17 protein-coding genes are annotated in these 14,430 nt (G+C 72.1%); 7 read left to right on the forward strand and 10 right to left on the reverse strand.

Annotated elements, in window-relative coordinates; all coding sequences use genetic code 11:
• Positions 1–36: 36 nt before the first annotated feature.
• The 4 genes from ACX9MN_RS23525 (at position 37) to ACX9MN_RS23540 (ending at position 3,394) form a co-directional block, all read left to right on the forward strand.
• Positions 37–1,068, forward strand: a complete 1,032-nt coding sequence (locus ACX9MN_RS23525) for an aldo/keto reductase (RefSeq protein ID WP_056522820.1) — start codon at positions 37–39, stop codon at positions 1,066–1,068.
• Positions 1,069–1,203: 135 nt separating this feature from the next.
• The gene (locus tag ACX9MN_RS23530) at positions 1,204–2,142 is read left to right on the forward strand and encodes a pirin family protein (RefSeq protein ID WP_020091028.1); all 939 of its coding nucleotides are present in this window, start codon (positions 1,204–1,206) and stop codon (positions 2,140–2,142) included.
• Between the two features lie 165 nt (positions 2,143–2,307).
• Positions 2,308–2,844 (forward strand): hypothetical protein, encoded by a 537-nt coding sequence (locus ACX9MN_RS23535; protein WP_489725597.1) that lies wholly within the window; start codon positions 2,308–2,310, stop codon positions 2,842–2,844.
• 31 nt (positions 2,845–2,875) lie between these two features.
• Positions 2,876–3,394 (forward strand): hypothetical protein, encoded by a 519-nt coding sequence (locus tag ACX9MN_RS23540; protein ID WP_489725598.1) that lies wholly within the window; start codon positions 2,876–2,878, stop codon positions 3,392–3,394.
• Between the two features lie 51 nt (positions 3,395–3,445).
• On the opposite strand, the gene ACX9MN_RS23545 is transcribed toward ACX9MN_RS23540, so the two are convergent.
• On the reverse strand, positions 3,446–3,889 hold the full coding sequence (locus tag ACX9MN_RS23545) for a Ros/MucR family transcriptional regulator (RefSeq protein ID WP_489725599.1): 444 nt from the start codon (positions 3,887–3,889) through the stop codon (positions 3,446–3,448).
• A gap of 121 nt (positions 3,890–4,010) precedes the next feature.
• On the opposite strand from ACX9MN_RS23545, the gene ACX9MN_RS23550 reads away from it, so the two are divergent.
• Positions 4,011–4,979 (forward strand): helix-turn-helix domain-containing protein, encoded by a 969-nt coding sequence (locus tag ACX9MN_RS23550; protein ID WP_026604602.1) that lies wholly within the window; start codon positions 4,011–4,013, stop codon positions 4,977–4,979.
• 12 nt (positions 4,980–4,991) lie between these two features.
• On the opposite strand, the gene ACX9MN_RS23555 is transcribed toward ACX9MN_RS23550, so the two are convergent.
• From ACX9MN_RS23555 to ppk2, 3 genes are all read right to left on the reverse strand, one after another.
• On the reverse strand, positions 4,992–5,219 hold the full coding sequence (locus ACX9MN_RS23555) for a hypothetical protein (RefSeq protein ID WP_020091033.1): 228 nt from the start codon (positions 5,217–5,219) through the stop codon (positions 4,992–4,994).
• A 572-nt stretch (positions 5,220–5,791) separates the two neighbouring features.
• Entirely contained in the window at positions 5,792–6,040 is a 249-nt protein-coding gene (locus ACX9MN_RS23560) for a hypothetical protein (protein WP_128083267.1), read from the reverse strand.
• 78 nt (positions 6,041–6,118) lie between these two features.
• The gene (ppk2, locus tag ACX9MN_RS23565) at positions 6,119–7,078 is read right to left on the reverse strand and encodes a polyphosphate kinase 2 (RefSeq protein WP_489725600.1); all 960 of its coding nucleotides are present in this window, start codon (positions 7,076–7,078) and stop codon (positions 6,119–6,121) included.
• Positions 7,079–7,232: 154 nt separating this feature from the next.
• Here ppk2 and ACX9MN_RS23570 point away from each other — a divergent pair, with 154 nt between their 5' ends.
• Positions 7,233–7,508, forward strand: coding sequence for a hypothetical protein (locus ACX9MN_RS23570; protein ID WP_091927737.1), 276 nt, complete (start codon positions 7,233–7,235; stop codon positions 7,506–7,508).
• Between the two features lie 57 nt (positions 7,509–7,565).
• The gene (locus ACX9MN_RS23575; RefSeq protein WP_020091038.1) at positions 7,566–8,426 is read left to right on the forward strand and encodes a hypothetical protein; all 861 of its coding nucleotides are present in this window, start codon (positions 7,566–7,568) and stop codon (positions 8,424–8,426) included.
• Between the two features lie 15 nt (positions 8,427–8,441).
• On the opposite strand, the gene ACX9MN_RS23580 is transcribed toward ACX9MN_RS23575, so the two are convergent.
• The 6 genes from ACX9MN_RS23580 to ACX9MN_RS23605 all read right to left on the reverse strand — a co-directional run bounded on the left by ACX9MN_RS23580 (position 8,442) and on the right by ACX9MN_RS23605 (position 14,084).
• Positions 8,442–8,822, reverse strand: coding sequence for a response regulator (locus ACX9MN_RS23580; protein WP_489725601.1), 381 nt, complete (start codon positions 8,820–8,822; stop codon positions 8,442–8,444).
• Positions 8,823–8,950: 128 nt separating this feature from the next.
• Positions 8,951–10,303: an LLM class flavin-dependent oxidoreductase gene (locus ACX9MN_RS23585; protein WP_489725602.1), complete on the reverse strand. Its 1,353-nt coding sequence runs from the start codon at positions 10,301–10,303 to the stop codon at positions 8,951–8,953.
• 19 nt (positions 10,304–10,322) lie between these two features.
• Positions 10,323–10,859, reverse strand: a complete 537-nt coding sequence (locus ACX9MN_RS23590) for a cupin domain-containing protein (RefSeq protein WP_489725603.1) — start codon at positions 10,857–10,859, stop codon at positions 10,323–10,325.
• 19 nt (positions 10,860–10,878) lie between these two features.
• Positions 10,879–11,817, reverse strand: a complete 939-nt coding sequence (locus ACX9MN_RS23595; RefSeq protein ID WP_489725604.1) for an ABC transporter substrate-binding protein — start codon at positions 11,815–11,817, stop codon at positions 10,879–10,881.
• Complete coding sequence (locus ACX9MN_RS23600; protein ID WP_132368542.1) at positions 11,817–12,911, reverse strand: LLM class flavin-dependent oxidoreductase; 1,095 nt, start codon at positions 12,909–12,911, stop codon at positions 11,817–11,819. The genes ACX9MN_RS23595 and ACX9MN_RS23600 overlap by 1 nt, the downstream gene beginning before the upstream one ends.
• A 27-nt stretch (positions 12,912–12,938) precedes the next feature.
• Positions 12,939–14,084, reverse strand: a complete 1,146-nt coding sequence (locus tag ACX9MN_RS23605) for an acyl-CoA dehydrogenase family protein (protein WP_489725605.1) — start codon at positions 14,082–14,084, stop codon at positions 12,939–12,941.
• Between the last annotated feature and the right edge of the window lie 346 nt (positions 14,085–14,430).

Below are 14,430 nucleotides of genomic sequence, written 5' to 3' on the forward strand. Positions count from 1 at the left end.
CCGCCGCGCGGCGGCCGCGATCACGACGAGGACCCGATGGACTACAGGCAGTTCGGACGCTCCGGCCTCACCGTGCCGGTGCTCAGCTTCGGCACCGGCACCTTCGGCGGCACGAACGAATTCTTCCAGCGCTGGGGGCAGACGGACGTCGCCGAGGCGACCCGCATGGTCGATCTCTGCCTCGACTCCGGCGTCAACTTCTTCGACACGGCCGACATCTACTCGGGCGGCGCCTCGGAGGAGATCCTGGGCCAGGCCCTGAAGGGCAAGCGCGACCGGGCGCTGATCTCCACCAAGGCGACCTTCCGGTTCAACGACGAGCTGAACCAGGTCGGCTCCTCGCGCTACCACCTGGTCCGCGCCTGCGAGGCCAGTCTGAAGCGGCTCGGCACCGACCATATCGACGTCTACTTCATGCACGGCTTCGACGCCCTCACCCCCGTGGACGAGACGCTGCGGGCGCTCGACGACCTCACCCGTGCGGGCAAGATCGGCTATATCGGCGCCTCAAACTTCTCGGGCTGGCAGCTGATGAAGGCGCTCGCGACCTCCGAGCGCCACGGGCTCGCCCGCTACGTCGCCTACCAGGGCTACTACGCGCTGATCGGCCGCCACTACGAGTGGGAGCTGATGCCGCTCGGCCTCGACCAGGGCGTCGGCCTGATGGTCTGGAGCCCGCTTGGCTGGGGCCGCCTCACCGGCAAGATCCGCCGCGGACAGGCCAACCAGAGCGGCCGCATCGCCGCCGGCGGCGCCGAGGGCGGGCCGCCGGTCTCCGACGACTACCTGTTCGGCGTGGTCGACGCCCTCGACGCCGTGGCGGCCGAGACCGGCAAGACGGTGGCGCAGGTGGCGCTCAACTGGCTGCTGACCCGGCCGACCGTCTGCAACATCGTGGTCGGCGCCCGCAACGAGGAGCAGTTGAAGCAGAACCTCGGCGCCCTCGGCTGGACCCTGACGGCCGAGCAGGTCGCCCGGCTCGACGCGGCGAGCCAGGAGACCCCGATCTACCCGTACTGGCACCAGCGCGGCTTCGACGAGCGCAACCCCAAGCCGACACCCTGGTAGGCCGTCGCCCCGGCCGGGACGATCGGGCGATTATTCGGAAACGATGCGTTTCGATCGTTTCTGTTCCAACCCGGACGCTCCCGGTCCAGGATGCCTGCGGATGGGGGGCCGATCCCCGCGCGGAGGAGCAAGGCGATGAGCTGGCACAGTGCCGATGACCCGATCCCGGGCGACCATTTCAGCTGCGACGCGATCCAGACCCTGATCGTGCCCCGCTCGCGCGATCTCGGCTCCTTCGCGGTGCGCCGGGCGCTGCCCTCCACCGAGTGCCGGATGGTCGGCCCCTTCATCTTCTTCGACCAGATGGGCCCCTCAGAGTTTCTCCTTGGGCAGGGCATGGACGTGCGGCCGCACCCGCATATCGGCCTCTCCACCGTCACCTACCTGTTCGACGGCGAGATCATGCACCGCGACAGCCTCGGCACGGAGCTGCCGATCCGGCCGGGCGAGCTGAACTGGATGACCGCCGGCCGCGGCATCACGCACTCGGAGCGCACCGCGCCGACGCTGCGTCAGACCGGCTCCCGGCTGTTCGGCATCCAGAGCTGGGTCGCGCTGACGGACCGGGACGAGGAGAACGCCCCCGCCTTCGAGCACTACGACGCCGCCGCGCTGCCGGTCCTCACCGGCGAGGGCAAGACCGTCCGGCTGATCGCCGGCGAGGCCTTCGGCGCGCGCTCGCCGGTCCGGACCTCGAGCCCGATGGTCTACGCCGACGTGGCCCTCGAGGCCGGCGCCGTCCTGCCCCTCGATCCGACCTACGACGAGCGGGCGATCTACACGGTCGCGGGCGCCATCGAGATCGCCGGCGACGGCTTCGGCCCCGGCCAGCTGCTGGTGTTCCGCCCCGGCGACCGCATCAGCGTGCGCGCCACGGAATCGGCCCGGTTCATGGTGCTGGGCGGCGAGCCAATGGACGGTCCGCGCCACCTGTGGTGGAATTTCGTCTCGTCCCGGCCCGAGCGGATCGCGCAGGCCAAGGAGGATTGGCGCCAGGGCCGGTTCGACACCGTGCCGAACGACGCCGAGTTCATCCCGCTGCCGGAGGACCCGCAGCCCGTCCGCTACCCGTGAGACGGCCCGCAATCCGGCGGTCCCGCGCGACGTCGCGCGGGTATCGCCGCGGCAGCGCAACCCTAGCGCGAACATTAAGGAGTTGTTAACCATTTTCCGTCGGTGTGAGGCGGACGCCGATGCCTCACCGAAGGCTTGCGCTGCACCCTGTCGGCAGGACGCGTGATGGAACAGACGAAGCACCCCAAGGCCGAGGCGCTGGACCAGATCGATGCCGTCGCGCGCGACGCCCGCGAGCCGACGACCCGGATCCGCACCGGCAACCTCGTCCTGCTCGCCGCGGACGAGCGCGTCTCGGCGCAGGGGCGCAACCAGAACCCGTCGCCGGTCGAGCGGTGGCCCGACCTGCTGGAGCGGGTGCAGGGCGCGGCGCGCTACATCCGGGACGTCGAGGACCGGGCACAGGAGCAGGAGACGCACGTCCAGGACCTGCTGCGGCAGGTGCGCGCCGACATGGACGCGGCCCGCGCCCAGGTGCTTGCGGCCGAGCGGGAGACCCACGAGGTCCACGCGCAGGCGATCAAGCTGATCCAGGCCGCCGAGGACCGGGCCGCGGCCGCCGAGGAGCGGGCCGCGGCGGCGGAGCAGATGCTCCAGCGCATCGCCGAGACGATCGACGCGGAATTCGTGATGCAGCCGGGCGGACAGGTGACCGGCCAAGCGGGCAGCGCTCGGGCTTCCGCGACGCGGGCGGCTTCGTGACCGGCGCGGGCCCGGCGGGATCGCCACGGCGATGAACGCGACGTTCTGGGCCCAGCTCGACGCCCGCATCGCGCGTGAGCGCGGAGAACCGACGGAGCCGGCTCCGGGGGTCGCCGACGGCCCCCTCGTGGCCGACGCACCGAGCCCGGCGGCGCGTTCCGAAGCGTCCCCCGAACCCGATCCGGAGACGCCGTCGCGGCCGGTGGCGGACTGGAGCCAGATCCTCGACACCCTGTCGGCCGCGACCGTCGCGAAGCAGGCGCAGGATCAGCGCCTGCACCAGCAATCGACCGCCTGCGAGACGCTGGCCGCGGATCTGGAGGCCGCTCAGCAGGAGATCCGGACCCTGCGGGCGCTCCTGGAGGAGGCGCGGGCGCAGGCGGCGCGGCAGGTCCTCGAACGCGAGGCGGAAGCCGACCGGCGCGTCCGGGAGGCCGAGGCGCGGGCCGAGTCCGCCACCCTGCGGGCGGCGGCGGCCGAGGACTGGCTCAAACGGATCGAGCAGGCGAGCCGGGATCTGCTGCCCGACGGACGGCACGCGGCCGCCTGAGGCCGGGAGCGCCAGCCACGAATCAGCCGCGGCCTGCCGAGGCGGGTCGGCTCAGGCGGCGCGCTCGCCCGGCACGCCGAGGCCGATGGAGCGCGCCAGCGCGGACCGGCGCTCGGCATATTCCTGCGCGACCATCGGATAGTCGGCCGGCAGACCGTAGCGCTCGCGGTAGCTCTGCGGGTGCAGGCCGTGGGCCGTGAGATGGCGCTTGAGCGTCTTGTAGCGGCGCCCGTCGATGAAGCTCACGATGCCGTCGGGCCGGATCGAGCTGCGGATCTGCGCGGCGGAAGGCCGGTCGCGCAGCGCGTCCGTGTCCCCCGCCGCCTCGATCGACGCCGCCCCGTTGGTGGCCAGCGCGGTGATGGCGTCGTGACACTGCGCGATCAGGGTCGGGAGGTCGGCGGTCGGAACCCGATTGTTCGATACGTAGGCAGCGACGAGCCCTGCCGTCAGCACGATATTGGATTGGGGGCTGACGAGGGTCGAATCGGACACGTTATGGGCTCCTGACAAGGTCGAGAACCCTCATAAGTTGGTCCGCGCCGTTGCGCTTGCCTGAAAGCGTGCTACCGTTTTCCCGAGCGCGCGCGGCGAAGCATGAATACAAGAATTTACGATGAGGACTTTGTTCTCGACGGCGGATTTCAAGCCGAAAGACAGTTTCCGCCTCTGGCGTGAGACGATCTTCGAGCGGATCGTGCCGGTCGAACTTACGCCTGCCGTGGCGCACGCTTTCACCGGCACGCTGGAGGCCGCGGAGGTCGGGCCGCTGCTGATCACGCGCGTGACGCAGAGCGCCGTCACCACCGTCGCGACCCCGGACACGATCCGTCGGCACGGCAAGTACGAGACCCTGAACGTCGCCATCACGCTCAAGGGCCGCGTGTTCAGCGCGCAGGACGACCGCACCGCGATCCAGAATCCCGGCGACATCGTCGTGATGGACCGTCGGCCGGCGACGATGGCCTCCGACGTCGACACGCAGACGCTGTTCGTCGAGCTGCCGCGCGCGGCCCTGGAGCGCGCCCTCGGCTCGACGCGCCGGTTCACGTGCCTCACGATCGGCGCGGATCAAGTCGGCACGTCGATGGTCACGACCTTTTTCCAGGAACTGGTCCGCAACGCGGAGCGCCTGACGCCGGACATGTCGAACCGCATGGCGTCGGTCGGCGTCGATCTCATCGTCGCGAGCATCGCGGAACGCCTCGCGCACGAGACCCCCAAGAACATCCAGGGCGTCCTGATCTTCCAGCGCGCGCTGGCCCACATCGAGGCCCATCTCGGCGACCTGAACCTCGACCCCGCCCGGCTCGCGGCGGCCGTCGGCGTGTCGCTGCGCCACCTCCAGGCCCTGTTCCGCGAGCAGGACCGCAACATCGCCGACTGGATCTGGCGGCGGCGGCTGGAGACCGCCGCGCAGCGTCTCGCCGATCCCGGCTTCGCCCATCTGGCCGTCGGTGAGCTGGCCTACAGCTGCGGCTTCTGCACCCAGAGCCATTTCAGCCGCCGCTTCAAGGACAGCTACGGGATCTCGCCGAGCGAGTACCGGTGGCGCAACCGCGGCGCGGACCAGCTCGCCGGCTGACGTGACGTCCGGCTACTGCAGGACGGCGCCCGCGGTGTTCGCGCGGATCCATCCCGGAGCGAGGATGTCGCCGCCCTCGGTGATGATCCAGGGATTGGCATCCTCGGCGTCGATCGCCGCGACCGCGGCGGCGAGGGCAGCCCGCAGCGTCGGGAAACTGTGCGACACGGCCACCCGGGCCGGCGCGTAGCCCGGCCAGAGGGTCAGTTCGGCGGGTCGGTCGAGATCGGTCGGCAGCATGGGTCGTGCGGGGCTGGAGGGGCACGTCGCCTGGGCCGCGGGCGTGCGGGGAAGCGGACGGAGAGCAGGCGCGCTCAGGCGGCCTTCGGCTTCGGCCGGGGCACGCGCACCTCGACCATCTGGCCGGTCATCGGGTTGAGGATCAGCATGTCAGAACGTCTCCGGTGGACCTGCCCGTAGAACGCCCGCCGATCGCGCCCGGATCGGGGCGGTCGGCGCAATTGTGCGGTTTGGGTAAACCGATCGTTCACCGTGAAGGCGCGCCGTTCATCCGCGCCGTCTCCGCCTCAGATTACAACCGGGCGTCGTGTGGTCGGAGGCCGGCACACCTACCGTTTTAGGCGTAGGATCCGACGCGCGTCGTCGTGATGGCCGAGCCGCGGGCATACAAAAGCCCGCCACGGCAGGACCGGGCGGGCGGAGTGGCGGCATAGGGTCGGGAGGTTCGCCGTGGCGGCGACCTGCCATCCCGCCCATGACGGCCGCATGACAGCGGTATGCCAGCGCGATGAAAGCGGCATGCCAGCCCCACGAATATCGCGCGACCGTCGCGCGACAGGCGGCCGATCCGGTCAGACCCGCTCCGGCTCCGCCAGCAGGATGGCGGCGCGGATGGCGGCCCGGCGCAGCCCGGCATCGGCCCAGGGCTGATCGATCAGCGTCCGGGCGAAGGGATGCGAGGCCACCGCGGCCGCGGGGTCGATGCGGAAGCCGTCCCCGAACGCCACCGAACCGGGCGTGGGATCGGCCAGATAGGCGTCGACGACGGCCGAGACGTCGTCATCGACGATATCCAGGGTCGTGAACAGGTCGAGAGTCATGGGGCGCTTCGCCATGGCGGCGCTATAGCCGCGCCACCGCGACAGGATCACGACTCCCGCGCCGTCTCCGCGCCGCGATCAGAACGCGGCCGGAACGATCATCGCGGTGGGGACCGGGCCGCGCACGTAGTCCGCGTGCCGCAGGCGCTCGGGCAGATGGACCGCCGGGTGCTCCACGCTGCCGTAGGGGATCTGTTCGAGCAGGTGGCTGATACAGTTCAGGCGGGCCCGTCGCTTGTCGACCGCCTCGACCACCCACCAGGGCGCCTCGGGGATATGGGTCCGCGCCAGCATGTCCTCCTTGGCCCGGGTGTAGTCCTCCCAGCGGCGCCGCGACTCGACGTCCATGGGCGACAGCTTCCACTGCTTGAGCGGATCGTGGATCCGCATCCGGAAGCGGAATTCCTGCTCGGCATCGGTGATCGAGAACCAGTATTTTACCAGGACGATGCCGGAGCGCACCAGCATGCGCTCGAATTCGGGGACCGACCGGAAGAACTCCTCGACCTCCGCCTCGGTGCAGAAGCCCATGACCCGCTCGACGCCGGCGCGGTTGTACCAGGAGCGGTCGAACAGCACGATCTCGCCGCCGGCGGGCAGATGGGAGACGTAGCGCTGGAAATACCATTGCGTCCGCTCGCGCTCGCTCGGGGCGGGCAAGGCGGCGACGCGGCAGACGCGGGGATTGAGGCGCTGGGTGATCCGCTTGATCACGCCGCCCTTGCCGGCCGAGTCGCGGCCCTCGAACAGCACGACCACGCGCAGTTTCCGGTCCTGCACCCAGTCCTGGAGCCGGACCAGCTCGTGCTGCAGCCGGAGCAGCGCGCGGAAATAGACCTTGCGGTCGAGATGATCGGGCGGCGCGCCGCCGAGCTCGGCCGCGAGCCGGTCGAGGCGATCCTCCTCGAGCCCGAGTTCCAGCTCCTCGTCGTAGCTGTCGGCGAGGTCACGCCGGATCGCCTCCAGGGTGGCATCCGCGTTGGCATTCAAGGTGGCATTCAAGGTAGCATCCGGGGCAGAGCTGTCGTCGGGCCGCATCGCCGGTTCTCCTGCGCGTCGCGGGGCCGACCTAGAGCAGCGTTCCGTGACACGCCTGAGAAAGCGCCGCGCCCGCGGCGGCCGATCCCATGTCGCGCCCGTGATCGTTCCGTCATACGGTTCCGCCACCGATCGGGGCGACCGGAGATGCGTCATGGCTGGAGAAGCGAAGAGGGCCGGGCCGAAGCGCCGGCAGGACGACCCCGATCCGGCGCGCGCCGAGGGCGAGAAGGTCGGCGCGCGCATCGATGCCGCCTTCGAGAAGCTCGCCGGGAAGCTGCGCGCCCGCGCCGACAGGGCCCGCGCCAAGCTCGACGCGGCGACGAAGGCCGAGAAGCGGGCGGTGCTGCTGCGCCGCTACGAACTCTACGCGGACGCGGCGGCCTATCTCGAGGAGCGGCTCGTCGATCGCGGAGGGCGATCCGCGTGATCTCCATCGACCCGGCCGGGCGCGGCGCCGCCCGACGCAGCTGACGGCGAGGATCCCATGTTCGACGCGACCAAGATGCTCGCCGACGCCCTCGGCGAGCACCTGGCCCTGACCTACCAGCGGACCTTCGGCAGCCGGGAGCCGCGCTACGCCGAGATCATCGAGGCCGCGGCGCGCCTGACGATCGAGCGGATCGTCGGGAGCGACGCCCTCTACCATGACGGCGACCACACGGCCCTCGTCACCCTGGTCGCCCAGGACATCCTCCGCGGCCGCTTCCTGCAGCAGGGCATCACGCCCGAGGACTGGCTGCACATGATCCTGGCCGCCCTCTACCACGACATCGGCTACGTGCGCGGCGTCTGCGCCGGAGACCGGCTGCAGGCCTTCGTCATCGACGCGCAGGGCACGACCGTCAGCCTGCCCCGGGGCGCCTCTGACGCGGCGCTGGCACCCTACCACGTGGAGCGCTCGAAGCTGGCCGTGCAGGAGCGCTTCGGCACGCACGATCTCGTCGACGCGTCCCGGGTCATCCGGGCGATCGAGCTGACCCGCTTCCCGGTCCCCGAGGACGATTCCCATCGCGAGACCGGGACCGAGGCCGGGCTGCTGCGGGCGGCCGACCTGATCGGTCAGCTCGGCGACCCGCTCTACCCGCGCAAATTGAACGCCCTGTTCCACGAATTCGCCGAGATCGGCGTCAACGCGGAACTCGGCTACGACAGCCCGGCCGACCTCGCGGAGCGCTACCCGTCGTTCTTCTGGGGCAAGATCGAGCCCGTGATCGGGGACGCGATCCGGTTCCTCGACCTCACGGTCGAGGGGCGGGGCTGGGTCGCGAACCTCTACGCCCACGTCTTCGCCATCGAGCACGACCGCCGGCGCATGGGCCCGCATCCCGGGCCGGGCCCTCTCTGAGGCGGCGCGGCGGCCTCAGGCGGCCGCGACGAGCCTGGTCACGGCCCGGACCAGCTCCGCCGCCACGAAGGGCTTCTCCAGGATGGGCCGGCTCGCCTCGGCCGGGGCGCCGGTGACCCGCACGTCGCCGGTGGCGAACAGGTGCGGCACGCCGAGGACGCCGAGACGCTCGGCGACCGGATAGACGCTGTTCCCGTCGCCCAGATTCACGTCGAGCACCGCGGCGTGGGGCGTCTGCTCGGCGATCAGGTCCAGGGCGAGATCCGCGCGCGGGACCGGGCCGATCACCTCGGCCCCGGCGCTGTGCAACCAGCGCTTGACCTCGCTCGCGATGAGATACTCGTCCTCGACGACGAGGACGCGGCACCCGGACAGGGGCGGAACAGCCTCGGGCACGATCCCCTCCCATCGGCGCGCGACGATCCGAGAATAACCGCGCGACACGACCGGAGGTTCGCGCCGTTCGCATGATCCGCCACGCACCCCGACGGCGCGGGACCGCGCCGGCCCGCGCGGCGGGTCGATCAGCCCCCTGGCCGAGCCGGGGCGTCGGGCGGGAAGAAGCGGTTGGCCGGCCGCGCGAGGCCGAGATGGTCGCGCAGCGTCGTCCCCGCGTAGTCCCGGCGGAACAGCCCGCGCCGCTGCAGCTCCGGCACCAGCCGGTCGACCACGTCGTCGAGACCCTCGGGCACGAACGGGAACATCACGTTGAAGCCGTCGCAGGCGCGGGTCTCCAGCCACTCCTCCATCCGGTCGGCCACCTGCGCGGGCGTGCCGACCATCTGCAGGCCGCCGTAGCCGCCGACCTTGCGGGCGAGTTCCCGCACGGTCGCGCCGGTGCGCCGGGCGTAGTCGACGATCTGGGCCTGCCCGCTCTTGCTGGCGTTGCTCTCGGGGAGCTCCGGGAGCGGCGCGTCGAGGTCGAAGCCCGTCGCGTCGACGCCGAGCCGGACCGAGAGGTTGGCGAGGCCGCTGTCGGGATGGACGAGGTCGTCGAGGCGCGCCTTCTTGGCCTGCGCCTCGTCCTCCGTCTCGCCCAGGACGATGAAGCAGCCGGGCAGGATCTTGAGCTGGTCCGGGTCGCGCCCCGCCGCCGGCATCCGCCCCTTCACGTCGGCGTAGAAGGTCCGCGCCGCCTCCAGTGTCGAGGCCGCGCCGAACACCATCTCGGCGGTCTCGGCGGCGATCTGCTTGCCGGCCTCGGAGGCGCCGGCCTGGACGATCACCGGCCAGCCCTGCACCGGCCGGGCGACGTTGAGCGGCCCCTTCACCTTCAGGAATTCGCCGCGGTGGTCGAGGACGCGCATCTTCGCCGGGTCGAAGAACAGGCCGCTCTCCGGATCCATCGTGAAGGCGTCGTCGGCGAAGGAATCCCACAGGCCGGTCACCACGTCGAAGAACTCGCGCGCCCGGGCGTAGCGGGTGGCGTGCTCCAGATGCGCGTCGCGGCCGAAGTTCAGGGCCTCGTCCGGGTTGCCGGAGGTGACGAGGTTCCAGCCGGCCCGCCCCCTCGAGATGTGGTCGAGCGAGGCGAACTTGCGGGCGACGTGGTAGGGCTCGTTGTAGGTTGTCGACGCGGTGGCGATCAGGCCGATCCGCTCGGTGAGCACGGCGAGCGCCGGCAGCAGGGTCAGCGGGTCGTACGACGTCACGGTGGCCGAGCGGCGGAGCGCCGCCACCGGCATGTTCATCACCGCGAGGTGGTCGGCCATGAAGAACGCGTCGAATTTCGCGGCCTCCAGCCGCCGGGCGAAGTGCGCCAGGTGCTCGAAGTTGAAGTTCGCGTCCGGATAGCCGCCCGGATAGCGCCACCACGCGGTGTGGATGCCGACTGGGCGCATGAAGGCGCCGAGATGCAGCTGGCGGTCCCGGCTCATCGCTGCCGTCTCCGGTCTCTCACGGATGCTTGTGGATCGGGTCGACCCAGTACACCGTCTCGGGCGCCTCGGCGGCCTCGACGTCGGGCAGGTTGACCACCACCGCCTCGTTGTCGGAGCGCACCAGCACGCAGTGCAGCGGCTCGTCGGTCGAGGCGTTGATCTCCTGGTGCGGCACGAAGGGCGGCACGAAGATGAAGTCGCCCGGCCCGGCCTCGGCGACGTATTCGAGCCTGTCGCCCCAGCGCATCCGGGCGCGGCCCGAGACCACGTAGATCACGCTCTCCAGTTCGCCGTGATGGTGCACGCCGGTCTTGGCGTCGGGCTGGATCGCCACCGTGCCGGCCCAGATCTTCTGGGCGCCGACCCGGGCGGCGTTGATCGCGGCCTGCCGGTACATGCCGGGCGTCTGCGCGGTGTTGGCGTCGAGCCGGTCGCCGGGGATCACCCGAACGCCGTCGTGCTTCCAGCGCTCGGACGCCCCGTGATCGTGGGCGTGATCGTGGGCGTGGCCATGATCGTGGCTGTGGCCGTGGTCGTCGCCGTGGTCGTGCATGTCGGGTCCTCCCGCGCCATCATTGCACGGCGGCGGCGGTTTGCGAGACGCTCGTGTCGAGGATCGCCTCGGCCCGCGGCGCGCGGGCCTTCGGGATCAGCCCGGCGCGGACGTAGAGATCGATGTTGCGCTGCTCGTCGGCGATCACGGACGCGTCGATCGGGACGGCCCGGTAGGCCGCGCGGCCGAACCAGCGCAGCGGCACCGCCTCCGGCAGGCCGATGAGCTTCGACCAGACGGACGCGTAGGGCGCCGGATCCTTCAGGGCCCAGGCCCGGGCGCGGGCGAGGCGCGCGCCGAAATCGGCGAGCAGCGCCCGCTTGGTCCGGATCGCGTCGTCGCTCGCCACCGCGAAGGTCAGGCCCGGGGTGATGCCGTTGCCGTCGCGGATCACCCGGACGAGGCCGGCGAGCTCCGCCGTGGAGGTGTAGGGCTCCCAGGTCGCCCAGGCGTCGACCGCCCTGGAAGCCAGCGCGATCTTGGCGTCGGCCGGCGGCAGGAAGCTGAAGGTCACGCTGTCGGCGGGCAGGCCCGCCTCCTCCAGCGCCGCCAGGACCACTTGATGGCCGATCGAGCCGCGGTTCGTCGCGACGCGCTTGCCCTTCAGGTCCGCCACGGTGCGGAGGGGCGATTCCTTGAGCACCAGGATCGCCAGCCCGTCCTGCCGGTTGCGGAAGGCCAGGAACGCCTTCACCGGCACCCCGGCGGCCGCCGCGAAGGTGAAGGGCGCGTCGCCGACGCCGCCCGCGTCGATCGCGCCGGCGTTCAGCGCCTCGAGCAGGGGCGCGGCCGCCGGGAACTCGCTCCAGTCGAGCCGGTAGGGCAGCCCGTCGAGCACGCCGGCCGCCTCCATCAGCGCGCGGGCGTTGCCGCGCTGGTCGCCGACCCGCAGCACCTCCTGCGCGTGCGCCGGCCGGACCGCCAGGAGCGCCAGGAGGGCGAGGATGACGGCGCGCATCAGGCGGCCTCGGCGGCGCCGCGGCGCCCGAGGGCGTCCCGGACGGCGGGCAGCAGCGCCCGGCCGTACTGGAGCGCGTCCTCCAGCGGGTCGAAGCCGCGGATCAGGAAGGTCCGCACGCCCAGGTCGTGATAGTCGAGCAGGGCGTCGGCGACCTGCTCGGGGGTGCCGACCAGGGCGGTCGAGTTGCCCGCCGCGCCGGTCTCGGCCGCGATGGCGGTGAACAGGCGCTTGTCGTGGCGCGGCCCCGCGGCCGCCGCCGCGAGGAGTCGTCTCGAGCCCTCGTTCTGCGGCGTCGCCGCCGGGCCGAGGCCCTTGGCGGCCCGGACGGCCCGGGTCCGGGCCAGGATGTCCTCGGCGCGCTCCCAGGCCCGCGCCTCGGTCTCGGCGAGGATCGGCCGGACCGACAGGCTGAAGCGCGGCGCCCGCCCGTGGGCCGCGGCCGCCGCCCGCACCCGGCCGATCAGCTCGGCGACCTGCGCGTGGGTCTCGCCCCAGAGGGCGTAGGTGTCGGCGTGGCGGCCGGCCACCGCCAGCGCCGCCGGCGAGGCGCCGCCGAAATAGACCGGGATCGCGTTGACCGGCTTCACCTCGGAGAAGCCGCGCTCCACCCGGTAGTGATCGCCCGCGTAGTCGAACGGCTCCGCGGCGGTCCAGCTCTGCCGGACGATGTCGAGGAACTCCCGGGTGCGGGCGTAGCGCGCGTCCTTGGTGAGGTGGTCGCCGTCCTGGGCGAGTTCCCGGTCGTCGCCGCCGCTGATCACGTGGATCGCGACCCGGCCGCCGGTGAGCTGGTCGAGGGTCGCGAATTGCCGCGCCGCCACGGTGGGCGCCGTGAATCCGGTGCGGTGGGCGATCATCAGTCCCAGCCGCTCGGTCACGGCGGCGACCTGCCCGGCGAGCAGGAGCGCGTCCGGCGTGGTCGCGTGGAAGGCCACCAGCACCCGGTCGAACCCGCCCCATTCGTGCGCCTGCGCCAGGAGCTTCAGGTAGTCGCGGTCGATGGACGGCCCCGCCGCCGGGTGGATCTCGGAGGTGTGGCGGGGGGCGACGAAGCCGATGAACTCGACGGCATCGGGGGGAAGCAGGCTCATGGTGCGATCTCCGGGTCGAGGGCGGGTTCAGGCGCCGAGGGCGGCCCTGCCGGCGGCGGCGCGGACGGCGTCCCCTTGCGGCCAGTGGATGCGCGCGCACAGGACGTCGCGCAGGTGCCGCTCCAGCGGGTTCGCCCGGGACAGGCCGGCGTTGCCGGACAGCTCCGCGGCGCGCTGGACCGCCGCGACGGCGTTCTCCGTGGCGGTGAGCTTCACGAAGCCGGACTCGCGCGGCGGCGGGGGATGTCCCGCATCGACCTCGGCGGCGAGCCCGGCGACGAGGCGCGCGTTGACGGCGAGCAGCCGCTCGTTCTCGCCGACCGCCTCGTGGAAGCGCGGCAGGCTCGCCAGCGGCGCCCCGAGGCTGCCGGGCCGGCGCGCCCGCAGGAAGCCGGTGAACCAGTCCTGCGCCGCCCGGGCCACGCCGTCGTAGAGGGCGGCGAGCAGGGTGCAGCTCCAGGCCTGCTGCCAGGGATCGGGCCCCGACCAGCCGCCCGGCGGCCGCAGGTCGACGGCGTGGTCCCCGGGGATCGGCACGTCCGTGAAGTGGACGTCGTGGCTGCCGGAGGCGCGCAGGCCGAGATGGTCCCAGGTCTCGGCGATGCGGATGCCCGGCGCGTCGAACGGCACCAGGACGGTGCCGGTGCGGGGCTCCGCCTCGTCGGTGCGGACGAAGACGAGGCCGTAGGCGAGCCCCGGCGCCCCGGTCGCGTAGATCTTGTGCCCGGAGATCCGCCAGCCCGCGCCGTCGCGGCGGGCCACCGTGGCCGGCAGGCCGCCCCGCGAGGGCGTCCCGAGTTCGGGCTCGACCCGCAGGGCGTTGATCAGCGCCCCCCGCGCCACCGCCGCCGCGCCGACCGCGTTGGCGAGCGCGCGCGGCCACGGGGTGTCGGGCCGGTGGATCAGCCCGTGCTGGAGGTACTGCATCGCCACGACCAGGGCGGTCGCCGGGTCGGCGGCGCCGAGCGCGCGCACCAGTGCGGCGGCCCGCGCGAGACCCGCACCGCCGCCGCCGAGACGCCGCGGCACGGTGACGGCCAGGAGCCCGGCCTCCCGGAGCGCCGCGAGGGAGTCGTGCGGGAAGGTCCCCGCGCGGTCGTGGTCGGCCGCGCGGGCGGCGAGCCGTCCGGCGAGGCTGCTGACGATGTCGGGGGGCGGGACGGCGACGGTCATGGGGTGTTCGGCGACGTGATCGGCGGGCGGCCGCGCGGCGCCATCCCGGGAGCCGCGATGGTCCGCCCAGACCCTGGTCGCGTCAACGGAATGCCGTTCCGAATATTCATGGATCGGCAGGAGGATATTGCCGCGTCGTCGGACGCCGAAGGAGAACGTGTTTCCGCCCCCCGGGGGCAGGAATCGATCGTTCTCCCGGTCATCGTTCGGGATCCCGTCATCGAGAGACAGACGAGCGACGCTTCTCGCCGATGAGCCGGGGCGCCTGAGCGCCGTGCGACGGCGCCGATCCGTGAATGATCTTACCCGATCGCGCGAAAATAGAGGAAACGCTTTCGTTGACTCG

Source organism: Methylobacterium sp. 1A, assembly GCF_058072805.1.